Raw genomic sequence first — 26,076 nt, forward strand, 5'->3', positions numbered from 1 at the left:
AAATAAAAAAGCCCTGACATGCAGGGCTAAAAGGTGAGAATACTCATTGAAAGGCTTGGCCAATAATACTAACCAAGCTCTTCCGTTACGCCATTCAGAACAAGATGTCAGGAGTCTCCAGATTAAGCCCTGAATGATTCTGATCTGTCGTATTCAATGCATAGAATGCATCATCAATTTGATCAGTACGGTTATCGACAGCCCCAGACTGAACAAGAGTTGTTGCATTCTCATCCACCAAGCTGCCAACCAAGGTGTCAAGCTCCTCTTCGCCATCCTCATCAAGCAAATCGGCAATGTCCAGACCCACAGAGTCATCCCGGCCAAAAACCTTCTCACCACCATCAGACAGACTTACAGCCGAAAATGCCTGCACTTCCAAGTCATCCATGATGAAGATAGGACCATCAATAGTAGTAGGACCATCAATAGTAGTAGGACCATCAATAGCAGTAGGTCCATCAAGAGTCGTAGGACCATCAGGAGCAGAAGCAGGGCGATCGATTATAATTTCCGGAGCTTCGTTGACGTCCCGGACATTAATATCAAACGCAGTATTCTCAACACTGCCATTACTGGCAGTCGCCTGCACCTGAACGGTATGGCTGTTTACTGCTTCATAATTCAACCCGCCAGCAACAGTAATCTCACCGGTTTCAGAATTAATTGCAAAACGGCCTTCCGCATCATCTGTTAAGGCGTAGCTAACAGTATCATCCGGACCTGCAACAGCGTTGGCAGTAATACCTACACTGGTGCCAACTGCACTGTTTTCATCTACAGCGTTATCTGCAGTGTCAAGATCTGAAATCTGGCTAAGCGGTGTAATTTCAGCAACATCAATAACACCAATTGTCAGTACTTGCTGATCTGAAAGCCCGCCGTCATCAGTCACTGTTACTGTTACTTTAACCGAGCTCTCAGTTTCATAATCAAGACTCTGGTCGGCCTTCAGCTTCAGAACACCATCAACAACTTCAAAACGATTGTCATCTACTGTGTAAGCTACAGCATCAGCGCTGTCTGGATCCAGCATCGCTAATGTCGCAACAGATGCTCCGAATACACCTTCCTGTACAGACAGGATTAACGGACGTCCCTGCGCATCCAGTTCCTGAACACTCAGGTTATCAATACCCCAGGACTCATTTTCAATAAACTCATCCAGAGTACTGCTTAGCTTCAAGTTAAGCTCACTGCCCGGATCGGCTATTTCCAGACGAACTTTATGAATCTGGTCCGTTCCCTCTACATACCAAGCTGATGTAAAACCTAAGTCAGCGCTTTCCCCCTGCGGCTCAAATGACCAGTTAACATTTCCCGAAGTACCCGACAGTTCAGCTTCATCACTATGTACAGATAGCGGAATACGAATCCCTTCACCTGCTACTTCGATAATAAACTCTTCATCATCCCAGGAATCTATCTCGTACAGATCAAACTCGATAACGGCCTTATCAGCATCTCCAGCAAGAGCAAAAGTCTTCTCAACAACATCATTACCCACAGGGCCACCAGACCAGATATTAGTACCAAGCTGGTTACCAAAACGCCCCAGGAAGGTCGTGAAGTTATCACCACCATCTGTTGTCTTGTTATTACTCCAGCCGGCTGCACCGTTTTCAAAGGTTTCTGTGACGCGCCCTCCCTGAGGAACTACAACCAGCGTTGGCGCTTCATTCACATCATTTACTGCAATGGTGAAGTTCTCTTCACTACTGGTGCCATTGCTTCCTGTCGCCAGAATTTTAACCGTATGACTACTGGCAGCTTCAAAATCCAGCTCGCCTGCTACAGTGATCTCACCGGATTCAGAATCGATTGCAAAACGGCCACCTGCGTCATCCATCAAACTATACGTCACAGTATCATCAGGACCCGCGGTAACACTCGCAGTGATACCAACACCAGTACCCACAGCGCTGTTTTCATCCACTGCATTTTCTGCAGTATCAGCATCTTCAATAGCGCTTACCGGCACCATTTCATCAACGTCAATTACACCGATTGTAAGCGTCTGCTGATCCGTTAAACCTCCAGCATCAGTGACCGTTACTGTAACCGTTACTGAGCTTTCAGTTTCATAGTCCAGACTCTGGTCTGCTTTGAGCTTCAGAACTCCGTCTACAATTTCAAAGCGATCATCATTAACAGCATAACTTACGTCACCTGCGCCATCTGAATCCTGCGCAGATAGAGTAGCAACAGCAGCACCTGCTACGCCTTCCGTAATTGACAATGTTAACGGATTACCTAATGTATCAACCCCCTGAACACTCAGGTTGTCGATTCCCCATGATTCATCCGCCACTCTCTGATCCAGAGTATCGCTCAGGGCTAGCGTAATGGTGGATTCAGGCTGATCAATTTCTAAACGTACCTTATGGATCTGATCACTATCACTCCAGGAAATCCCATGGGTACCTGCCAGTGCAGCGCCATCGCCCTGAGTAACCAGAGACCAGGTAACATTTCCGCTAACACCTTCAGTTGTTTCGTTATTCTCCGTCCAGTTCAAAGGAATTTCGATACGCTGACCAGCCACATCAATGCGGAACAGCTCACTATCCCAGGAATCAATTTCATACAAGTCAAACTCAATGAAGGCTTTATCAGCACCGGGGTCAATTGCAAATGTCTTCTCAACTGAACCACCGTTACCAAAACGTCCAAGGAAAGTGCTGAGATGCTCCCCGCCGTCTGTAGTGGTGTTATTCGTCCAGCCTTCAGCTCCGCTCTCAAACGTTTCGATAACAGCACCACCCTGACCGGTTACGACCAATTCCGGCGCCTCATTCACATCACTAACAGCAATCGTAAAATCTTCTTCACTGCTGGTGCCGTTACTGCCTGTCGCCAGCACCGTAATTGAATGACTACTGGCTGTTTCATAATCCAGCTCACCTGCAACGGTGACTTCTCCGGTTTCAGAGTCAATCGCGAAACGACCATCCGCGTCATCAGTCAAAGAATATGTAACCTTATCTCCTGAACCAGCATTAGCCTGAGCAGTAATACCTACTGCAGTTCCCGGCGCACTGTTCTCATCCACCGAGTTATCCGCTGCATTCGTATCAGTAACGGTCTCTACAGGTATTACTTCATCAACATCAATTACACCTATGTTCAGTGTTTGTTGATCAGTTAAACCTTCTTCATCCGTCACCGAAACCGTTACGGTCACTGAACGTTCAGCTTCATAATCCAGACTCTGATCAGCTTTCAGCTTTAGATTACCATCTACAACTTCAAAGCGATCATCATCAACGGCATAACTTACAGCACCAACACCGTCTGGATCTGTCACGGATAATGAAGCAACAGTGGCACCGGAAATACCTTCCGTAATTGACACAGTCAAAGGATTTCCTGATGCATCCACTCCCTGAACACTCAGGTTATCAATCCCCCAGGACTCATCTGCTACGCTCTGATTCAGCGTATCACTCAGTTTTAAAGTTAAAGATGACTCTGGCTCCATTATTTCCAGACGCACCTTATGGATCTGATCATTATCAAACCAGCTACGCCCTTCCTGACCGATCAATACATCATCTGCTTCCTGTGTAACCAAAGACCAGCTTACATTCCCAGACTCGCCAGATTCTGTTTCAGCTCCCCCTTTCCAATTCAAAGAGATGTCTATCTGCTGACCCATCACTTCAATGCGGAAGTTTTCACCATCCCAGGAATCGATTTCATATAAATCAAACTCAATAACTGCTTTTTCTGCGCCGGGATCTATATCAAACGTCTTCTCAACGGCACCACCACTGCCAAAACGCCCAAGGAAAGTACCAACGTTCTCGCCGCCATCAGTTGTTGTATTGTCACTCCAGCCTGTTGAACCGTTTTCAAAAGTCTCCGTTACAGAAACCTTCTGACCATTTACTAATAACGTCGGAGCTTCATTTACGTCATTCACTGCAATGGTGAAATTTTCTTCACTGCTGGTGCCATTATTACCTGTCGCCAACACTGAAATTGTATGACTACTGGCAGCTTCATAATCCAGCTCACCTGCAACGGTGACTTCTCCGGTTTGCGCGTCAATCGCAAAGCGACCTTCTGCGTCATCAGTCAAAGCATATGTAACCTCTGTACTTGTACCGGGATTTGCCTGAGCAGTGATACCTACGGTGGTTCCCAACGCACTGTTTTCATCCACTGAGTTATCTGCTGAATTGGTATCAGTAACATTATCCACTGGTGACACACCGGTGATATGTTCTTCAGTCATTACACCAAAGCTCAGCGTCTGCTGATCGCTCAGACCGCCTTCATCGGTCACCGTTACTGTAAGTGTTACAGACGGATCTTCTTCATAACTCAGCGCCTGATCTGACTTTAGCTTAAGTACGCCATTAACGACTTCAAAGCGATCATCATCAACACTGTAAGTGACATTCCCTGATGTATCGGGATCACTCACACCTAATGCTGCAATCTGATAACCTGGCAGGCCTTCCAAGACCGCCATTGTTAACGGATTACCCGCGCTGTCCTGGCTTTGAACGCTTAAGTTATCAATACCCCAGGATTCATTTTCAATACTTTCATCCAGAGTACTGCCAAAGGTTAAATCGAGATAATCTAAATACGCAGGAGCATCCATGAGAAGAACTCCACCCGGATTTTTCACTTCCAGGCGAACCTTATGAATCTGATCCTTTGTCCACTTCGAAGAAAAACCTAAATCAGCCCCGGGAGCTTGGGTTACCAGCGACCAACTAACATCTCCCTGAACACCTGAGCTACTTTCGTCATCACGGCGACCGGACAGCGGAATTTCTATCTCTTCACCCTGTACCTGAACGGTGAAGTTTTCGTTATCCCAGGAGTCAATTTCATATAAATCAAACTCAATAACCGCTTTATCCGCTCCGCGGACCACATCCAGTACAGTGCCAACTTCCTGATTACCATAGCGACCTAAGAAGTTGCTGAAGTTGGCACCGCCATCTGTAATGGCTTCATTCGTCCACCAAGTATTTGGGGTACCATTCTCGAAAGTTTCCACACCTGTATTGCGGAGACCTTCCATACCCACGATCAGGGTAGGCGCCTCATTGACGTCATTGACTGCAATAGTGAAATCTTCTTCACTGCTGGTGCCGTTGCTGCCTGTCGCCTGTACCGTAATTGTATGACTGTTGGCTGTTTCGTAATTCAGTTCACCTGCAACAGTGACTTCTCCGGTTTCAGAGTCAATGGCGAAACGACCATCCGCGTCATCAGTCAAAGAATATGTAACCTTACCTCCTGAACCAGCATTAGCCTGAGCAGTAATACCTACTGCAGTTCCCGGCGCACTGTTCTCATCCACTGAGTTATCGGCTGCGTTGATATCAGCAATGCTCTCTACGGGTATAACTTCATCAACATCAATTACACCTATGTTCAGTATCTGCTGATCAGTTAAACCTTCTTCATCCGTCACCGTCACCGTTACTGTCACTGAACGCTCTGTTTCATAATCCAGGCTCTGATCAGCTTTCAGCTTTAAGGTGCCATCTACAACTTCGAAGCGATCATCATCAACGGTATAGCTCACAGCACCAACACTGTCTGGATCCGACACGGATAATGAAGCAACAGTGGCACCAGAAATTCCTTCCGTAATTGACACTGTCACAGGATTACCTGATGCATCCACTCCCTGAACGCTCAGGTTATCAATTCCCCAGGACTCATCTGCTACGCTCTGATTTAACGTATCACTCAGTTTTAAAGTTAAAGATGACTCTGGCTCCGTTATTTCCAGGCGCACCTTATGGATCTGATCATTATCAAACCAGCGACGCCCTTTTTGACCGATCAATACATCATCTGTTTCCTGTGTAACCAGAGACCAGCTTACATTCCCGGACTCACCAGACTCTGTTTCAGCTCCACCTTTCCAATTTAAAGAGATGTCTATCTGCTGCCCCATCACTTCAATGCGGAAGTTTTCACCGTCCCAGGAATCAATTTCATATAAATCAAACTCAATGACCGCTTTTTGTGCGCCGGGATCAATATCAAACGTCTTCTCAACGGCACCGCCGTTGCCAAAACGCCCAAGGAAAGTACCAACGTTCTCGCCACCATCGGTTGTTGTATTGTCACTCCAGCCTGTTGAGCCGTTTTCAAAAGTCTCTGTTACAGAAACCTTCTGACCATTTACTAATAACGTTGGGGCTTCATTCACGTCATTAATAGCTACCGTAAAGGTTTCTTCGCTTACCGTACCGTTACTGGCTGTCGCCTGTACACGTACGGTATGACTACCAGCAGCCTCATAGTCCAATACAGCGGCAGTTGAAATTTCTCCGGTTTTCGGATCTATGGCAAAACGCCCTTCAGCATCATCCACCAAACTATAAATAACTGAATCATCCTGCCCCGCTACAGCACTGGCAGTTATCCCTACGCGGGTGCCAATCGCACTGTTTTCATCCACGGCATTATCCCCGACATTACTATCAACAACCGAGCTGACCGGAACAATTTCGTCCAGATCTGAAACAGCAACCGTAAATTCTTCTTCGCTGGTCGTGCCATTACTGGCTGTTGCCAGCACTCTTACGGTATGGCTGTCAGCCGTTTCATAATCCAGCTTACCTGCTACGGAGACTTCACCTGTTTCAGGATCAATTGCGAAACGCCCACCGGCATCATCAATGAGGCTATAGGTAACTTTATCGTCCGGGCCCGCAGTAGCAGTGGCAGTAATACCAACGGTTGTTCCCACCGCACTGTTTTCTTCCACGGCATTATCCCCGGCATTACTATCAACAACCGAGCTGACCGGAACAATTTCATCCAGATCTGAAACAGTAACCGTAAATTCTTCTTCACTGGTCGTACCGTTACTGGCTGTTGCCAGCACTCTTACTGTATGACTCTCATATGCTTCATAATCCAGCGGTCCTGCCACGGTGATTTCACCTGTTTCAGGATCAATTGCAAAACGCCCACCGGCATCATCAAGAAGACTATAGGTAACTTTATCGTCCTGGCCCGCAGTAGCAGTGGCAGTAATACCAACTGCCGTACCTATGGCACTGTTCTCATCTACCGTATTTTCAGCAGTGTTGTTATCTTCAATTGCACTTACCGGCACCACCTCGTCAACATCACTGATAATGATGTTAAATTCGTTTTCAACTGAAGAACCATCTGCTGAAACGGCACGAACCAGCACAACATGGGAGCTGGCTGTTTCATAGTCCAGGGGGGCTGCCGCTGTCACTTCACCCGTTTCAGCGTCAATTGCAAATAATCCTCCTGCATCATCCACCAGCTCATATCGAACGGACTCGCCATCAGGATCAGTTGCTTTAACACGCAAACCAACGGGTTCACCTACAGCGATATCTTCCGGAACCGGGCCTGAAGAAGTTGAAACATTTGTCAGTTGCGGATCAATTGGCTCCCCTGCATTAAGCACGCCAACGGTGATGTTCATTTGGTTGGATAAGCCGCCTGAATCGGTCACGGTTACAACCAATGGCACTAAAGCGGCTTCTTCATAGTCCAGACTGAATTCATCTTTGAGCTTAAGTTCGGCACCAACAAACTCAAACCGTGCATCATCAACACTAAAGGTGTGAGTCTGACCATTGTCCTGATCATTCGCTCTAAACGTACCGATAGTCGCGCCAGATAAATTTTCAGCCACGGTAAAAGTAGGGGCGGGTGAAGTGACAGCCGATTGCTGTCCATTGATGCTTGATGAAGCCGGGGCAAATATGCCCTGAGCGTTATTGATATCTTTATTAGCCATGTCCATTCCTTGGTTATGTACGGCGCGACTGTTCACTGCACGGCAAGTGTGTATTCACTGCATCCTCTGGTTAACAAACTCAGAGGGGCTCTCCGGCAATCCATCGCCCAGCCTGAAAAACAAATTTAAAAGAGGAAAAGCCCCTCTTAAAGCAGAGTGCTAATCTAACTACAGGAGCTGAATTAAGCCTTAATTCCCGAACCAGCGAAGCAAGTAACTTTTTATACACAAGGAAAGGTTTCCTTCTGTAACATAAAGTAATAAAAATACTGAACACTGCTATCAGACTAAATGAGAGATAATTTCTGATTACAAAACAAGGCTATAAAGCATAAACAAGAACCGTATCTTACATAAATCCAGAATCTTTCCTTTTTAGACTGACATCTGAGCTGTTCAAAAAATACAGCGCTTAAAAATAATATTTTCGTGCTACAGCAAGGTTTAATATACGCCTGCACTTCCGACTTAACGTTAATCCTTCATAAATCTACTAATCGATATAAAACTTAATTTCCATTATCCTGTTGCAAACTTTCTGCCAAAAAGAGTAAATTATTTTAACGCCCATATAAAGCTGACTGACATTACAACAAAAATCACAAAGCTTTACTTATTGATAGACACAAAATAATGAAATCTAAGCACTTGATTCTAACGGCACTGATACTTATATCCCAGATACTGACATTACCGGTCAGTGCTTATGATTCAGTATGGACGTCATCCGAACACCCCGGAAGTATGCAAACATTTTTTCCCACATACACTCCCGATAACGGCAAAGTTGCTAACTGCAGTGACGTCATTCTGACTTCTCCCAATCAGATTAATATTTGTGAAAACGCCAACTGTACAGCTGTTGAAGTATCTTCAGTGCTGATACCCAAAACAGATAATACGTATCAGAGTCTGCCGTCTTATTTTTCACAACCTTCAATGCCAGATCAGTTTACGGATGCCTTTCTTTATCCCCCCTATCGCCCTCCTATAGTGCTTTAATATTTATTTTAAAAGTTCTGATCTAAATCACTGCATACCAAAATCATCAGGCCTTTTAATTATCAAAGAAAAGCGCTTATAAAGATTTACATTAAGAAAAGCCATATATCTGACGGATTATATTCAGACGCACAGGAACCAAATAAATATCATAATTTCAATGGTTTATTTGAATCTTTACGGTCGATAAACAATCTATATATCATGACACTTTAAGGAGTAAGGAGGCCCCATAAATGTCACGTACACATAAACAACTTTGCAAAGCTGCAGCACAAACACTACTTGTAGAACTGGAACATTCATACACTGCGCCGCAGAATCTTATGTCTCTCTCTAATAATGACCTGTTCTTTTTAGCCAATCTGACATACGGCCAACAAAAGTTTCTTACGGAAAAAGCGGAACAGTTCATGCAGGTACAGGTCGACCTGGATGGCCTTCGCTTAAAGATGAAAGAAATCAGAGAGCTCGAAGAGCTCAAGGAGCTTGAAGATAATTACCTTCTGCTGGGCGCCCCCTTATGTCTTATGCGACGGTTGTTCGGTCTGCACGCTGCAGAATTTTCACATCGTCGAAAACTGCTGAACATTGGGGGGACTTCAAATGGCCGCCCCCGGCAGTGTGACGAACCAACCGAACATATAATATGGATGAAATGGAACGAACTCAGAGACGTAAACGAACGTCATAAATTTCTGAGAGTTGCGAAAGAAACAGGCGTGGATTTACACCAGATCTGGTCCGCTCTCAAAGACCATCTTAGCTGACAATAAAATACTTCTGACACGGATAGAAAAAACCTTCAGGGAAGCATCAGCGATAAGCTGGTCTTCCCACCACAAACCTTTAAAAAAACTCCGAGCTATCTTTACCGGTCTGGCGTCTTTAACTGTTAGTGGTTTAGAGAGGCTTTTGATATGCTGTTTCACTTTTAAGATTATGTCTCAGAGAATGACTGTTGGCTGAAAAAATCTGAGAATACCGGTTAAACTCTGTCGTTGTTAAAACTACACGTTTAACCACATTATCGCCGACTGATAGCGGATATCACCAGACAGGTGATGCACACTCTGAACACTCAGTAAAACACTGATAAATTTAAGTTAAAAGCCTTTTAATGAGTAAACTCACAGAACATTCTGCCCCTTCCAAAACAACACATACTCCAATGATGCAACAGTACCTGAGCATCAAGGCAGAGCACCCAAACCAATTGGTGTTCTATCGTATGGGGGATTTTTATGAGTTGTTTTACGACGACGCGAAAAAAGCTTCGCAGCTGTTAGATATATCACTCACAGCCCGCGGGAAAAGTGGCGGCAACCCAATCCCTATGGCAGGTATCCCGTTTCATTCTGCCGATGGATACATTGCCAAGATCGTCCGCGCAGGCGAGTCTGTTGCAATCTGTGAGCAGGTAGGTGATCCGGCTACCAGCAAAGGTCCGGTTGAACGGAAAGTCATGCGTGTCGTTACACCCGGCACGATTAGTGATGAGGCACTGCTGGATGAACGTCGTGAAAGCCTGCTTGTGGCAATTAACCACCAGCAGTCCAGCTACGGTATCGCTATTGTTGATATTAGCAGTGGCCGCTTCAGCCTGTTGGAAATCACTGGCGATGAAGCCCTGCTCGGGGAACTGGAACGCCTGAAACCGGCCGAAATCCTTTATAACGATACGGTGACCCTGAGCGAACAACTTCAGGGATATAAAGGTTTACGCCCCCAGGCCCCGTGGCATTTTGAACTGGAAACCGCTGAACGTCTGTTATGCCAGCAGTTTCAGACACAGGATCTGACAGGCTTTGGCTGTGAACATGTACCATTGGCACTGGGTGCTGCCGGCTGCCTGCTGCAATACGCAAAAGATACCCAGCGTACCAGCCTGCCACACATCCGCCGTCTGATTCTGGAACAACGGGACGAAAGTGTCATCTTAGATGCCGCCACCCGTAAAAACCTTGAAATAGATATCAACCTTGCCGGCGGAAAAGAAAACACGCTGGCATCCGTCATTGATAAAACCGCAACACCTATGGGCAGCCGGATGCTGCGACGCTGGCTTAATCGCCCCCTGCGCTGCCGTAACACATTACTTGGCAGACAGGCCGCCATTCAGTGGCTGATGGATAACTACAGGTTTGAGCAACTTTCGCCTTTCCTAAAGCAGATTGGTGATATTGAACGGGTACTGGCACGCATCGCCCTTCGTTCTGCCCGCCCGCGTGACCTTGAACGTCTTAAAAATGCCTTTCAGACACTGCCGGATATTCAGCAGCTGCTGTCAGGCAATCTTCCGGCACGCCTGAGCGAACTATCAGACAGTGCCAGCGAATTCCCGGAACTCAGTACACTGTTGCAAAGCGCCATTATTGAAAACCCGCCGGTGGTTATCAGAGACGGTGGCGTCATTGCCAAGGGCTACGACAGCGAACTGGATGAATTACGCGGCTTAAGCGAAAACGCCGGCAGTTACCTGGTCGAACTTGAGCAGAGAGAACGGGAACGCACAGATATCTCCACCCTGAAAGTGGGCTATAACCGGGTACACGGATACTTCATTGAAGTCAGTAAATCCCAGGCAATCGATATGCCTGCGGAGTATATCCGTCGCCAAACACTTAAGAATGCCGAACGGTATATCACTCCCGAGCTGAAAGAGTTTGAAGATAAAGCTTTGAGCGCCAAGAGCCGCGCACTGACCCGTGAAAAAGCCCTTTATGAAGCGCTGGTTGAGCAACTGGCGGAACAGCTTGCTCCCCTGCAAGACAGCGCTCAGGCCCTTTCTGAACTTGATGTACTGAGCAACCTTGCCGAGCGGGCAGACAGCCTGGAGTTTATAGCCCCGACCCTGATCGACAAGCCGCTTATCGAGATACAGCAAGGGCGTCATCCTGTCGTGGAAAATGTACTGGATGAACCTTTCGTCGCTAATAATCTGACATTATCACCACAGCGGCAGATGCTGATTATCACCGGTCCGAACATGGGTGGTAAATCCACCTACATGCGCCAGACAGCCCTGATCACTCTGCTGGCTCATATCGGCAGCTACGTACCGGCAACAGCGGCAACTATTGGTCTGGTTGACCGGATCTTTACCCGCATGGGATCTTCTGATGACCTGGCGGGTGGGCGCTCCACCTTCATGGTTGAAATGACCGAAACCGCCAATATTCTGCACAACGCAACCGAACACAGCCTGGTACTGATGGATGAAGTAGGCCGTGGTACAAGTACCTTTGACGGCTTATCACTGGCCTGGGCTGCAGCAGAATATTTAGCGAACGAAGTCAAAGCCTTAACCTTGTTTGCGACCCATTATTTCGAGCTGACGGTATTACCGGAACTCAGCCAGGCAGTCTTTAATGTGCATTTAACAGCGATGGAACATAAAGACCATATCGTCTTCATGCACGAAGTACAGGAAGGGCCTGCCAGCCAGAGTTACGGTTTACAGGTAGCACAACTTGCCGGGGTACCTCAGCATGTTATTCGCCGGGCTAAGCAGAAACTGGTCCAGTTGGAAGATGATGCCGGTCACAGTGAACACAAGCGACAAACGCCACCAATGCAGGAAGATCTGTTCTTTGCACCGACACCTCATCCTGCCCTGACATCACTGCAGGAACTTAACCCGGATGACCTTTCCCCCAGAGAAGCGCTGGAGCAGCTATACGCCCTGAAGCAGGCTGCAATGCGTCAATAAGCAAGATTTCTGCTGAACATAAAAAAAGCTGCCATTGGCAGCTTTTTTTTGTGCAGAGGGTCATCATCTAAGCCGTGGCTATCGCGCCTTTACCCACTCCTTCAAACGCCTTCACCATCACATCACAGTCAGGATTAGCCTGCTTCACCTGCTCAGCCAGGTGACAGGCAATCTGTTCAACAGTGGTTTCAGTATCCATCAGATGGCAACGGCTGGCCGGCAGTTTAATTTCAAATTCCCCCTGCGGCGCATCGTACCGGTAATGATGCTCTTCACCTTCACCACTCTGCAGATGACTACGGGTACCGATATAGATATCACGCAGCGTTTCCGCCCAACGTGCCTCTTCTTCAGAAGCACGCTGACCATTCAGGAAAATCTCTATGCGCGAACGGTGGCCGTGTGCGATACGTTGACAGTTGCCGTCATGCTGCTGCAAGCCATGACTATAGTGATAATACGCACCCTGAATATTTTCAGGCACGAAGCTGATCTCCAGCCCCTGCACTTCATCCGGGAACAGTGCCAGCAACCGATCCTTACACCAACGCGCCAGGCTCTCAGGTGTCACACTGTCCAGCTCAACCAGAACAATCGCCTGGCGGGGTGAGCGGCAGTAGAACGTTTCGCCGCCCGGATATTTCCACGCAACTTCGGTTTGCTGTGCATCCTGCTGTAACACCAGATCATTCATTCCGGTCGGCACAACCAGCGCATGATCTATACAGTCATCAAACCAGCGCTTAACCGCTTTCTTAACGATTCCGAAGTCGCAAATCATCCCCTGTTCATTCAGGCTGCCATCCAGCACCAGCTGTACGAGCCAGGACTCGCCCAGCAAGCCCCGCCGGGCATCCAGATAGGAAAAATCAACATTGGTTAAATTATCAACAAACAGCTTCACGTCGCTTCACACAGAATCGGTTATTAAATGGGCCGCTATATTAGCTCAATCCGAAAGCTTTTGCATGATTCAGCCATACAACTGAGCCCCAAGACTGAGGTATAATCCCGCCTTTATCCATTACAGCGGTAACCATTCAGATAATGCGACTCGACAAATACCTCAGCCAGGCAACCGGCCTGCCCCGCAGCCAGGTCAAACGCCTCATCAAGAGTCAGAAGGTGCAAATCAATGATGCAGTCAATCAGGACCACGGTTTTCAGGTGAAATCCGGTGATCTTGTCCTGCTGGACGGCCGTGAAATTCCACCGCCGGGCCCCCGTTATCTGATGTTATATAAGCCTCAGGATACAATTTGCGCTACGGAAGATCCGGAACACCCAACGGTTATTGACCTGCTGGATCTGGACAACATTAAGAACCTCCATCCGGCAGGGCGTCTGGATATCGATACCACAGGCCTGGTGCTGATTACTGACGACGGTCAATGGTCCCACCGCGTAACGTCTCCGCGCCGCCACTGCGACAAAGTGTATCTTGTCACCACAGAAGATCCGATCAGCCCTGAAACAGCCCCTGCTTTTGCCGAAGGCATAATGCTACGCAACGAAGACCAGCCAACATTGCCGGCGACACTTGAACAGCTTGATGACTGTCATGCCCGGGTCACCCTGCAGGAAGGCCGTTATCACCAGGTGAAGCGCATGTTTGCAGCTATGGGGAACAAAGTAGTCGCCCTGCACCGGGAAAGCATTGGCAGTATCACACTTGATGAGGACCTGGAGCCGGGTGAATTCCGCTTCCTGACTGCGGAAGAGGTTGCAAGCATCTGATGAAAGACTTTGCATTTGATCTGCTGCGGCCTGAACTGATTCAGGCCACAGGAACAACCCTGTGGATTGCTGATGAAAACGCTCTTCAGCCGGAACTGGGAATTGCACCACGTACAAATATTATCGTCATCAGCAACCGCATTGACCTGACTGATACGCTTTCAGAACAGGGCTGGCAATGCCGCTTTACTGATTTTGACTTCTCCGGCTATCCGGACGGCAGCATCGATACGCTTATTTATCGTATCTCTAAAGAAAAACCGATTGTTCATCACGTGATTAATCAGGCCATCCGCCTGCTAAAGCCCGGCGGTCAGTTGTTTATTGCCGGATTAAAGAACGAAGGGATTAAAACCTATCTTGATAAAGCCAAGAAACGTTTTGATGGTCAGCTTCAGACGGCTAAATCCGATAAAAATACCTGGATGGGTATCCTGACACGGCCGGATGATTGCGACACGGAATTACTCGATGATCAGGATTACGCTCAGCTGCGTGAAATTGCCAGTGACGCAAATTATGCGTATTCAAGCAAACCCGGGGTATTTGGCTGGAACAAAATTGATAAGGGCAGTGAATTTCTGATCGAGCAACTGCCACTGTTTATGGAACGCCTAAAACAGCTACCAAACCGTGTACTGGACCTGGGATGCGGCTATGGTTATCTGGCTATGAACTGTGCCAGCGATGACTGCTTTGTCACCGCCACAGACAATAATGCAACCGCCCTGCAGGCCTGCCAGGACAACTTCACCCAACATAACATCAATGGTGAAGTTATCCCGGCTAACTGTGCAGAAGGCATTTCGGAGCGTTACCCAATGGTTATCTGTAACCCACCGTTTCATCAGGGTTTCAGTGTTGTCGGTGACCTCACTGATATCTTTTTGCGCGCAACCCGCCGCCGACTGGAAAATGACGGCATAGCGGCTTTTGTGGTGAATTTACATATACCACTGGAACGCAAAGCCAGCGCACATTTCGACCGGGTTGAAACAATTGCTGATAATGGTAGTTTCAAACTGGTATTACTGGCTAAACCTAAACGTTAATCACTCTTTTTATTTCAGGAATTAAGATGGCTTTTACCTATCTCAAGCAAACCTGGTTCTTCTTCAAAATGAATCTGACCGCCATCATGAAGATACAGTTGCCGTTTATTATCATACTTAACATTATCGGCACCATCGTGCTCAGTTCACTGGACGGCGAACAACAGGAAATAGACCCCTCAGTCATGATGCTGTCTCTGGTCAGCCTTCTGTTTCTGCCGCTGTACTGGGGTGCAACCATTGCCTATCTGGACTCTGTTGTTCAGGATCGTCCTCTGACCGCTTTCCAGGCACTTCAACTAAGCCTCTCCCGTTGGGGATCGCTGTTCCTTACGTACTTTATTTCCGGTGCGGGCATCGTATTAGGTCTGATGATGTTCATTATTCCGGGCCTGTATCTGACGGTACGCTGGTCCTTTGCCGACTACCACTGTATGCTGGAAAAATCATCGCCGCTGGAAGCAATGAAGGACAGCTGGGATACCACCCGTGATTACTTCTGGGACTTACTCACCGGGCTGGCCTGCCTCTTTGTGCTGATCACCGGTGCAAACGTAACGGTTAGCTGGTTATTCAGCACCATCGGCATTGATTCCCTGGCCGTGCGCTCACTGCAGGATATCTTTTTTGGCTTTTTGAACTGCCTGTTTATGATCTATGGCTTCCGGGTATTCTGTGTCATGCGGGAAAAGCAAAGCTGATCAGTACATATAAAAAAGGCCACTTTAAGTGGCCTTTTTTCTAGCTTTCCGCCAGCAGTCTGCGAATATCCGCTTCAATGGCATTTGCCTGGCCAGTATTGGCATGAGTTTCACCAATATACACTGAACGTACCTGTCCCTGTTTATCCAGAATATAAAATGCCGGCCAGTAACGGTTGCCCATTGCCCGCCAGTAAGCAAAATCATTATCCATCATAACCGGGTGATGCAGTTTAAACTCAGCGATTTTCTCAGCAACATTATCACGCACTTTCTCATGCTCAAACTCAGGGGTATGAATGCCCAGCACGATAAAGTCATCATCAGCAAAGGTTTCCTCAAGGCTGTTCAGCCAGGGAAAAGACCGGTAGCAGTTCCAGCAGTCAAAGGTCCAGAAGTCCAGCAGAACAACCTTACCCCTTAAATCTTCCAGACTTAACGGCGGGCTGTTTAACCATGCCAGGGGATCTGTCTGAGTCAGTGCCGGAGCCGGCACCGGTTGCTTTAACTGAGCAGCCTGGGCAACACTGCTTAACATCAGGACGCCAAACGCCAGCAGTGCCGTGCGTATCAGGTTCGTCATAGATTGTTCCTCTCGTCGACATAAGTCGGCTCACCCTCGCAGGGTTAATTCTCTGACTGTAGATCTCCAACTCAGTTCCAAAAAGGGACTTTCCGCTTGCATAAGAGCTTTATTTATAGATAATGAGAATTATTATCATTTAATTAAAGGAATGGATATGACTGTACTGGCCATTAATGCCTGGTTAAATACTGAACACCCCAGTATCAGCCTGACAAACTCAATTACCGGCCAGCTTATCGCCTGCTGGCAGGACCAGGCTGTTCAGCAACTCTTTGACGACGGTATCATTACTCTCACAGAATTACACAGTTCAGATCGTAGTACATTGTCACGACTGTCTCATGATTTGCTACTCATGGCCTGTGCCAGCAGCCTGTGCCAGCGTCAGAGTGACGGATGCTTCAACTGCATTACCGGTCGCCTGCTGCAAAGCTATATGCAGCACAACCGCACCTCTGTTAAGCAAACAGCGCATTACCAGCCGTTAACTCTTACCGGCTAATTCTGTCCGTTCTCAGACGGTGCAAGTAACTGTGCAATAACCGCCGGTGATTCAGGGGTACTGAAGTAATATCCCTGAATTTCATCGCAGCCCTTCTCCTGAAGGAAAAGTAACTGTTCTTTCGTTTCGACACCTTCAGCAATCACAGCAATGTTCAGATTATTTGCCATACCAATAATGGCTGTCACAATCTCAGAATCACTTTTGCCGTTAAACAGAGCCTGCACAAAGGAACGGTCGATCTTAAGCTTATCCACATCAAACAACTTCAGATAATTCAGTGATGAATACCCGGTACCAAAGTCATCAATGGCCAGACAAACCCCATGCTCGCGAATACTGTTCAGTATCTCAGTCGCTTTATCCACATTATCAATCAGCGATGTTTCTGTCAGTTCAAGCTCAATCCTGTCAGCAGCCACACCTGTAGAACTGATAATACTGAGAATTTCCTCATCGAGGCGGCCCAGCTTAAATTGCTTCCCGGATATATTCACCGCCATCTTAAGGCTCTGATCAAACCGCTGATGCCAGTCTTTCAGCTGTAAGCAGGCGGTCGTAAACACCCAACGGGTTAATATCGAGATCAGACCAGCATTTTCAGCAATCGGAATAAAAACTGCCGGCGAAATCCAGCCACGTAAAGGATGATACCAGCGTAACAGAACTTCAAATCCGGTAATCCGGTGATCCTGCGCACAGACCTGAGGCTGGTACACAACGGTCAGCTCCTGATTATCCAGCGCTTTACGTAAATCCCGTTCGATCAGCAGATGCTCCTGCAGTACCTTCCCCATCTGATCGGTATAAAACATGAAACTGTTCCGGCCGCTCTCTTTAGCTTTATACATGGCAATGTCTGCGTGCTGTAGCAGTGACTCTGCATTCTCACCATCCATCGGGAAAACGCTGATTCCGATACTTGCACTGACGTGTACTGCAGACTCTCCGCCAATATCAAAAGGCCTCTCCAGCGCCGCAACCATTTTTCCAGCGACTTTAGCCAAATGTTCAACAGCCTGAATGTCGGTAAACATAACCACAAATTCATCACCGGAAATCCTGGCAACCGTATCTGACTGCCTTACTTGCTGCCTCAGTGTTTCAGCAACCGCATTCAGCACCCGGTCTCCTGCTCTGTGGCCAAGGCTGTCATTTACCCGTTTGAAATGATCCAGATCGATAAACATGACCGCCAGCATGGCTTTATCACGACGGGCTTTTTCGATTGCCTGTCCAAGCCGGTCATATAACAGTACACGGTTTGCCAGCCCGGTCAGAGCATCATAATGCGCCATATGATGGAGACGCTTACGGGAATTGTCGTATGCACTGATATCTGAAAAAACACCGGCATAGTGACTCACCGATCCTTCATCATCCCGTATCACGTTTATGTTCAGCCATTCAGGGTAAACCTCCCCGTCTTTTCGACGGTTCCAGATCTCCCCCTGCCATTGGCCTGTATCCAGGATTGAATGCCACATTGCTTTATAAAACTGTGTATCGTGACGCTCAGAACTGAGCAGGCGTGGTGTCTGACCGATTGCTTCAGCAGCAGAATAACCCGTTGTATCTACGAATGATTTATTCACCTGAATAATCCGCAAATTGCTGTCAGTCACCATCACCGACATCGGTGTTTCAGCAATCAGCCGTTTACAGATTTCAGGTTCAAATACAGAATCAGAGCAGTTAATCATGTAACTCAGACACTCCGGTCGCGCATAGGGACACACTTTCATACCCTCAGCAGAAAATATTTCCCGTGAAATACAGAGCATTCAATTCCGCTCTGCCGGTAAAAGTATTATTCAGAATCTTCCTTCTGCTATCATTCTGCGCCAGTAAAAAGGCAACTTCTTTGCGTTGAATCAAACCAAAGCTTCACACATGCCGAAACCGGTGGAAAGTTATCTAAACACCTGTTCATAATGTACATTTTTTGCACAAAACAGCTGTTCAAATACGTAAATGAAGCGCTTTAGAATGCGACTTTAGACTGTCAACATGGGTAGCCAAAGGCTTTATCCTGAGTATCCGGAATGATACAAATGTGCTTCAGCCCAGAAGTAGCAGAGCGATCCGTTCCCCAATGAAAAGAAAGATCCCTATCAGCCTTCCTCCCCGTCCGGAAGCACTTGTAACCATCGCTAAAGCACTTAAATCTGATGATGTGAATCTTGACCACGTTTACCGGGTGCTTCGCTCTGATGTAGCCCTGTTTTCCTCAGTCATATCCACGGTTAACAGCCCCGCAATCGGTGCCGCCACTAAGATCAAGTCAATAGAACATGCGGTCAACATGCTGGGGCTGAAAAAAGTCTACTCTGTGGTCCAGATTGCTGCACTTAAGAACAGCTTTCCGGCCCATATTCGCCTGGAACGCTTCTGGGATACGGCAACAGAAGTTGCACAGATTGCGGTTATGCTAGCCCGTCGTTATAAAATGATTACCACCGACGACGCCTACACGCTGGGTATGCTGCACGACTGTGGCATTCCACTGATGCTAACCTATAAGAATGACTTTCTGGATGTTATGCGCAAGCTCAACGGCAGCGACCTGCAGGAAATTCATCAAGCTCAGCTACGGCTCTATAGCGTCAGTCACTTCCAGGTAGGCGCCGCTCTGGCACGCAACTGGTTTATCCCAGAGGATACCCATTTAGCCATCGCTGCTCAGGCAAATTATCTGGATGTGCTCAAACAAAAAAATGATGAGCACGAAGATATGCGAAAACAGTTGTGCACACTATTGCTGGCCAAAGAAATCAGCGCCGCTTACCGCATGTACTGGCGACTTAACGATACCGAAGAAACATTATTTGAGCTCAAACCGGTTCTGGCCTTTCTCGGCCTTTGCGATCTGGACTTTCTGGATCTTAAGGAAGAAATCATGCCACTGCTGGATGAGCTGGCCGCTTGCTGACTCTTGCGACCCCGACATAAACACAAAAACCGCCACTGGCGGTTTTTTTTCGCCAGTAACACTGACAGCGATCGCTAACACTTATTTTCAGACAAAAAAAACCCGCCATAGGCGGGTTTTTCTTAGCTTACTCAGAATTACTTCTTAGCAGCTTTCTTTTCTTTTTCAGCTTCGATCACTGCTTCAGCAACAGAGTTCGGGCAAGGCATGTAGTGTGAGAACTCCATAGAGAACTGACCACGGCCTGAAGTGATAGTACGCAGGTGACCGATGTAACCGAACATCTCAGCCAGAGGAACGTCAGCCTTAATACGTACACCAGTTGCACCAGCTTCCTGATCCTTGATCATACCGCGACGACGGTTCAGGTCACCGATAACGTCACCAACGTGATCGTCCGGAGTGAATACGTCAACCTTCATGATAGGTTCGATCAGCTGAGGACCGGCCTTAGGCATAGACTGACGGAATGCACCTTTCGCTGCGATTTCGAATGCTACTGCAGAGGAGTCAACCGCGTGGAAACCACCGTCGAACAGTTCGATTTCAACGTCCAGAACAGGGAAGCCAGCCAGAGGACCTTCATCCATCATGCCCTTGAAGCCCTTCTCGATAGCCGGGAAGAATTCCTTAGGAACGTTACCACCAACAACGGTAGATTCGAACTTGAAGCCAGAGCCAACTTCACCTGGCTTGATTCGGTAGTCAACCTTACCGAACTGACCAGAACCACCAGACTGCTTCTTGTGCGTGTAGCTGTCTTCGATTGCCTGAGTGATAGTCTCACGGTAAGCAACCTGTGGCTGACCTACTTCCAGCTCAACGCCGTAAGTACGCTTCAGGATGTCTACTTTGATATCCAGGTGCAGTTCGCCCATACCTTTCAGGATGGTTTCACCGGAATCTTCGTCAGTTTCAACAACGAAAGACGGATCTTCTGCAACCATCTTACCGATAGCAACACCCATCTTCTCAGTAGAACCTTTATCTTTAGGTGCTACAGCGATAGAGATTACCGGCTCAGGGAAGATCATCGGTTCCAGAGTACACGGAGCTTTAGGATCACACAGAGTGTGACCAGTCTGAACGTTCTTCATACCAACAACCGCCAGGATGTCACCCGCCTGAGCAGAGTTCAGTTCGGTACGCTCATCAGCGTGCATCTCAACCATACGGCCGATACGTTCAGTTTTACCAGTGTAAGAGTTCAGGATGGTATCACCCTTGTTCAGTACACCGGAGTAAATACGGATAAAGGTCAGGGCGCCGAAACGGTCGTCCATGATCTTGAATGCCAGTGCACGCAGAGGCTCATCAACAGATACCAGAGCGTGTTCGCCAGTCTCGTCACCGTTCTCATCAGTCAGTGGCTGAGGATCAACTTCAGTCGGGCTTGGCAGGTAGTCAACAACAGCATCCAGTACCAGCTGAACACCTTTGTTCTTGAACGCAGAACCACAGTAAGTTGGGAAGAAGTCCAGAGCGATAGTACCCTTACGGATGCAACGCTTGATGTCTTCGATAGAAGGCTCTTCACCGTCCATGTAAGCCATCATCAGATCGTCGTCCTGCTCAACAGCAGTCTCGATCAGCTTCTCACGGTACATCTCAACGTCATCAACCATGTCCGCTGGGATATCAACGATTTCGAAGTTTTCTGGCAGGCCAGAATCATCCCATACGAATGCCTGACGGGACAGCAGATCAACCAGACCGATGAAACCGTCTTCACGGCCGATTGGCAGAGTCATAACCAGTGGGTTAGCACCCAGTACGTTTTCAACCTGATCAACTACACGCAGGAAGTCTGCACCGATACGGTCCAGCTTGTTTACGAAGATGATACGGGCAACTTCAGATTCGTTCGCGTAGCGCCAGTTAGTTTCAGACTGTGGCTCAACACCGCCTGAACCACAGAATACACCTACACCACCATCCAGTACTTTCAGGGAACGGTATACTTCAACTGTGAAGTCAACGTGACCCGGAGTATCGATGATGTTGAAACGGTGATCTTTCCAGTAGCAGGTAGTCGCTGCTGACTGAATGGTAATACCACGCTCAGCTTCCTGTTCCATGAAGTCGGTGGTAGATTCACCGTCGTGTACTTCACCAGTCTTGTGGATCTTACCGGTCAGTTTCAGGATACGTTCAGTCGTGGTAGTTTTACCCGCGTCTACGTGGGCGAAAATACCGATATTACGATAGTGTGATAAGTCTGCCATTGCTTCACTCAATTCTATGTGGGCGTAAATTGCGCGACATTATACAGAACTTTGTGTCTATTTGGATAAGTTTTAAGCAGGACGCAAAGTTTTTTTCAAAAAAAATTCATTTAGCCCGGCCATGAACAGCAAAAAATATGAAAACCGTGCAGCTTTATCGAAAGATACGTGAATTTCGCTGCCATTTATCCACCAAAAAGTGTTTATTTTTCCAAAAGGTAAAACACTTAATCAGTACCTACTATCATAAAAAAAGGCAGTTAAAAACTGCCTAAATTCCGGTCGGTGAGGCTTCCGAAATACTAAGATGTAATTAGCCCGCGGCGAGCCATAATCGTCTCGATTTCAGGCAAGCTTGCAGGATCATCAATAGTCGATGGAATAGAGTAATCCTGCTTATCTGCTATCTGACGTAACAGTTTACGCAAGATCTTACCTGAACGGGTCTTAGGCAAACGCTGCACGACAACTGCTTTCTTAAAGCAGGCAACGGCCCCGATCTGCTTACGGACCATCGCAATAAGCTCTGCTTCCAATTCAGCCTCATCAAGCTCAATACCATTTTTCAGCAACACAAGGCCGATAGGCTGTTGCCCTTTCAAACTGTCATTAATACCGATAACAGCACACTCAGCAACAGCTGGGTGACCGGCTACAACTTCTTCCATTTCACCGGTTGATAAACGGTGGCCAGCAACATTAATAACGTCATCTGTACGGCCCATGATGAAAACATATCCGTCTTCATCCTTATACCCACCGTCACCGGAGCTGTAATAACCCGGATACTCAGACAGGTAACCTTCTTTGAACCGGTTAAAATCACCCCATACTGTTGGCAGACAACTTGGCGGTAACGGTAATTTTATTGCGATACTGCCCTGCTCACCTCTGGGTAACTCATTCCCCTCGGCATCCAGGATCTGCACGTTAAAACCGGGAACCGGGACTGTCGACGAACCCGCCTTGGGCGGAAGATGCTCTACACCTGTCAGGTTACCGCAAATTGCCCAGCCCGTTTCAGTCTGCCACCAGTGATCAACAACAGGCTTACCCAGTGTATTAGTTGTCCACTCATAGGTTGGCGGATCAAGACGTTCTCCAGCCATGAATACTGTTTCCAGCGCACTCAGATCATAAGCCGCCAGACAGGCAGAATCCGGATCTTCTTTCTTGATTGCCCGGAAAGCAGTGGGCGCTGCAAATAATGCTTTAACCTTATACTCTGCGCATACCCGCCAGAATGCACCGGCATCCGGGGTTTTGATCGGCTTACCTTCATACACAACGGTCGTGCAACCGGCCAGCAACGGGCCGTAAACAATGTATGAATGACCTACCACCCAGCCAACATCAGACGCCGCCCAGAATACTTCACCAGGCTCCATATTATAGATAGCCTTCATACTGTACTTGAGCGCAACAGCATGACCACCGTTATCACGCACAACCCCTTTTGGCTTACCGGTTGTGCCAGAGGTATAAAGAATGTAGAGCGGATCAGTTGCCTTAACAGGTACACAATCAGCCGGCTCAGCCAACTCCATTGCCTGATGCCAGTCTGTATCCCGCCCTTCTATCATCGTTGCTTCAGCCTGAGGGCGCTGCAAAATCACACAGGCATCAGGTTTATGACGGGACCGTTCAATGGCTTCATCAAGTAAGGGCTTGTACTGGATAATCTTGCTTATCTCGATCCCACAGGAACATGAGACGATTACTTTAGGTGCCGCGTCTTCAATACGCACGGCAAGCTCTTTTGGTGCAAAGCCACCGAACACAACTGAATGAATCGCACCAAGACGCGCAATTGCCAGCATGGTAATAACGGCTTCGGCAACCATCGGCATATAAACAACCACCCGGTCACCTTTGCCGACACCCTTCTCCTTCAGAACGCCTGCAAACTTAGCAACTTCATCCCGTAGCTCTGCATACGTGTATTGCTGCTTATGACCGGTAACTGGTGAATCAAAGATCAGAGCGGTCTGCTCACCGCGACCGTTCTCAACGTGATAGTCCAGTGCCAGATAAGACGTATTCAGCTCACCATCTGCAAACCAGCGATCAATACCATTACTGTCTTTACTCAGGATCATTTCCGGCTGCCGGTACCAGGCAAGATCTGCCGCTTTTTCAGCCCAGAAAAGCTCCGGGGTCTCAATGGATTTGGAATACTCTGCAATATACGTCATGACAGCAGCCTCATTAGTTTTGTTATGGCCTGACAGTTTCTGGCTCGGGAAACTGCTTGCTCAGGCTAAGGTATCTGTTTAAAAAACACTCTAACCGACTAAAGGCATAAAGAAACTAAGACATAAGGCTAAATTGTCGACGATAACTAGAAAAAACGAGGCATATCAATACATAAATGACAACAAAAAACACAATTGTCGACAATAAGGAGAGTTGCAATCATAATTTAGGCATTAAAAAACGGGACAAATGCCCCGTTTTTATACGTCAGATAAGCACAGAAAATTACATCATGGCAGGGTTAGGCACGTCCTGAGATCCCACACGCAGCGCATCTTCAAGTGAAACCGAACCGTTAAATAATGCTCTGCCGACGATTGCACCGGCAATATTAGGAAGAAGCTGCAGTCTGGAAATATCATCAAGTGTTTTTACTGTACCACTTGAAATAACCGGAATTCGTAATTCGCTGGCCATTTCAGTCGTTGTTGCCAATGTTGCTTCGGCATGATCAATATCATAATTAATATCGGTATAAATCAGTGCACATATACCCGAATCCTGCAAAGCATGTCCTACCTCAAGAGGTGTAAAGGCCGTAGACTCACGCCAGCCGTTAACCATGACATGATCATCTTTAGCATCAATACTTGCGACTACCCGGCCCGGATAATGCGAACAGACTTCCTGCAGGAAATGCCGGTCCATAACCGCTGCAGTTCCCAATACAATTCTTTTAGCTCCGTGATCAAACCACCATTGGGCAGATGTCATTGTGCGTATACCGCCACCTACCTGAACGGGCACGCCAGCTTTATCGATAATTTCACAGATAACTTCAGCATTATGCTTACCACCCTGGACAACACCATCCAGGTCAACCAGGTGTAAATTGGTAGCGCCTTGCTCTACAAATTTCAGAGCAGTTTCTACAGGGTCAACATCGTAATGAATCGGACTTTCTAAATGACCATGATGTAAATTGACACACTTACCGTCCATTAACTCAATATCAGGAAAAATAATCATTCCCTACCTCCACGTATGTTTACACTCAATAAAACATACTTAAGCATAGACACAAATTATGGATTCCCCAGAAAACGATGTCGGTAACAGGTCATTTCGTGCAAAAAAAAGCAAAATAAATCAATAATTTCCAAGTAAATCTAAATGAGATTTTTTCAACAGCCATAACTAAGCACTAAACATCCAGTAAGACTGACTGTCTGCACTGACGACAGGAGCATTTTTACAGATGAAATAAACCCGCTACAGCGTAGCGGCCAGTTTCTTAAAGAGAGTCTTAATCAGGTGCTTAGTGATGACCTACTCTCGGCCAAGAGCTTGGCGATTGAGCCGCTTTCCTGCAGACGAAAACAACCCTGCTACAACGTAGCGGCCAGTTTCTTAAAGAGAGTCTTAATTAGGTGCTTAGTGATGATCTACTCTCAGCCCAGAGCTTGGGAGCTTGAGAGCCTAGCGACAGAGTCACTTTCCTGCAGACGAAAAAAAACCCGCTACAGTGTAGCGGGTTTTCTTAATTAGGTGCTTGGCGATGACCTACTCTCACATGGGGAAGCCCCACACTACCATCGGCGCTAAGACGTTTCACTTCCGAGTTCGGTAAGGGATCGGGTGGTTCCATCTCGCTATGGTCGCC

The 26,076-nt window shown here is 47.4% G+C and carries 14 protein-coding genes and 1 rRNA gene; 7 read left to right on the top strand and 8 right to left on the bottom strand.

Going from position 1 to position 26,076, the window contains the following annotated elements:
- Positions 1 to 94 precede the first annotated feature (94 nt).
- Entirely contained in the window at positions 95 to 7,804 is a 7,710-nt protein-coding gene (locus JYB63_RS22135) for a cadherin domain-containing protein (protein ID WP_205660115.1), read from the bottom strand.
- A gap of 1,202 nt (positions 7,805 to 9,006) precedes the next feature.
- On the opposite strand from JYB63_RS22135, the gene JYB63_RS22140 reads away from it, so the two are divergent.
- On the top strand, positions 9,007 to 9,540 hold the full coding sequence (locus JYB63_RS22140; protein WP_205660116.1) for an STY4526/YPO1902 family pathogenicity island replication protein: 534 nt from the start codon (positions 9,007 to 9,009) through the stop codon (positions 9,538 to 9,540).
- A 350-nt stretch (positions 9,541 to 9,890) separates the two neighbouring features.
- Positions 9,891 to 12,482: a DNA mismatch repair protein MutS gene (mutS, locus tag JYB63_RS22145; RefSeq protein ID WP_205660117.1), complete on the top strand. Its 2,592-nt coding sequence runs from the start codon at positions 9,891 to 9,893 to the stop codon at positions 12,480 to 12,482.
- A gap of 67 nt (positions 12,483 to 12,549) precedes the next feature.
- On the opposite strand, the gene JYB63_RS22150 is transcribed toward mutS, so the two are convergent.
- Positions 12,550 to 13,386 (bottom strand): 6-carboxytetrahydropterin synthase, encoded by an 837-nt coding sequence (locus tag JYB63_RS22150; RefSeq protein ID WP_205660118.1) that lies wholly within the window; start codon positions 13,384 to 13,386, stop codon positions 12,550 to 12,552.
- 143 nt (positions 13,387 to 13,529) lie between these two features.
- Between JYB63_RS22150 and rsuA the strand changes: the two genes are divergently transcribed.
- From rsuA to JYB63_RS22165, 3 genes are read left to right on the top strand one after another with little or no spacing between them, the layout of a single operon-like run.
- Positions 13,530 to 14,219: a 16S rRNA pseudouridine(516) synthase RsuA gene (gene rsuA / locus JYB63_RS22155; protein WP_205660119.1), complete on the top strand. Its 690-nt coding sequence runs from the start codon at positions 13,530 to 13,532 to the stop codon at positions 14,217 to 14,219.
- Positions 14,219 to 15,271 carry a class I SAM-dependent methyltransferase gene (locus JYB63_RS22160; RefSeq protein WP_205660120.1) on the top strand — a complete coding sequence of 351 codons (1,053 nt, stop codon included), beginning with the start codon at positions 14,219 to 14,221 and terminating at the stop codon, positions 15,269 to 15,271. Before rsuA ends, JYB63_RS22160 begins: the two co-directional genes overlap by 1 nt.
- A 26-nt stretch (positions 15,272 to 15,297) precedes the next feature.
- Positions 15,298 to 15,972 (top strand): YciC family protein, encoded by a 675-nt coding sequence (locus tag JYB63_RS22165; RefSeq protein WP_205660121.1) that lies wholly within the window; start codon positions 15,298 to 15,300, stop codon positions 15,970 to 15,972.
- 40 nt (positions 15,973 to 16,012) lie between these two features.
- On the opposite strand, the gene JYB63_RS22170 is transcribed toward JYB63_RS22165, so the two are convergent.
- Positions 16,013 to 16,555 (bottom strand): redoxin family protein, encoded by a 543-nt coding sequence (locus JYB63_RS22170; RefSeq protein WP_205660122.1) that lies wholly within the window; start codon positions 16,553 to 16,555, stop codon positions 16,013 to 16,015.
- 157 nt (positions 16,556 to 16,712) lie between these two features.
- On the opposite strand from JYB63_RS22170, the gene JYB63_RS22175 reads away from it, so the two are divergent.
- The gene (locus JYB63_RS22175; RefSeq protein WP_205660123.1) at positions 16,713 to 17,060 is read left to right on the top strand and encodes a hypothetical protein; all 348 of its coding nucleotides are present in this window, start codon (positions 16,713 to 16,715) and stop codon (positions 17,058 to 17,060) included.
- Here JYB63_RS22175 and JYB63_RS22180 read toward each other — a convergent pair.
- The gene (locus JYB63_RS22180; protein ID WP_205660124.1) at positions 17,057 to 18,763 is read right to left on the bottom strand and encodes a putative bifunctional diguanylate cyclase/phosphodiesterase; all 1,707 of its coding nucleotides are present in this window, start codon (positions 18,761 to 18,763) and stop codon (positions 17,057 to 17,059) included. The genes JYB63_RS22175 and JYB63_RS22180 overlap by 4 nt on opposite strands.
- Before the next feature lie 392 nt (positions 18,764 to 19,155).
- Between JYB63_RS22180 and JYB63_RS22185 the strand changes: the two genes are divergently transcribed.
- Positions 19,156 to 19,992 carry an HDOD domain-containing protein gene (locus JYB63_RS22185; RefSeq protein ID WP_205660125.1) on the top strand — a complete coding sequence of 279 codons (837 nt, stop codon included), beginning with the start codon at positions 19,156 to 19,158 and terminating at the stop codon, positions 19,990 to 19,992.
- Positions 19,993 to 20,129: 137 nt separating this feature from the next.
- Here JYB63_RS22185 and fusA read toward each other — a convergent pair whose 3' ends face one another.
- The 4 genes from fusA to rrf form a co-directional block, all read right to left on the bottom strand.
- The gene (gene fusA, locus JYB63_RS22190; RefSeq protein WP_205660126.1) at positions 20,130 to 22,217 is read right to left on the bottom strand and encodes an elongation factor G; all 2,088 of its coding nucleotides are present in this window, start codon (positions 22,215 to 22,217) and stop codon (positions 20,130 to 20,132) included.
- Positions 22,218 to 22,519: 302 nt separating this feature from the next.
- Positions 22,520 to 24,448 carry a propionyl-CoA synthetase gene (locus JYB63_RS22195; RefSeq protein WP_272873603.1) on the bottom strand — a complete coding sequence of 643 codons (1,929 nt, stop codon included), beginning with the start codon at positions 24,446 to 24,448 and terminating at the stop codon, positions 22,520 to 22,522.
- Between the two features lie 250 nt (positions 24,449 to 24,698).
- Positions 24,699 to 25,442 (bottom strand): 1-(5-phosphoribosyl)-5-[(5-phosphoribosylamino)methylideneamino]imidazole-4-carboxamide isomerase, encoded by a 744-nt coding sequence (locus tag JYB63_RS22200; RefSeq protein WP_205660128.1) that lies wholly within the window; start codon positions 25,440 to 25,442, stop codon positions 24,699 to 24,701.
- A 521-nt stretch (positions 25,443 to 25,963) separates the two neighbouring features.
- Positions 25,964 to 26,076, bottom strand: a 5S ribosomal RNA gene (gene rrf, locus JYB63_RS22205); the annotation flags it as partial.

It is taken from the genome of Aliamphritea spongicola, from assembly GCF_017051665.1.
GTDB lineage: Bacteria > Pseudomonadota > Gammaproteobacteria > Pseudomonadales > Balneatricaceae > Amphritea > Amphritea spongicola.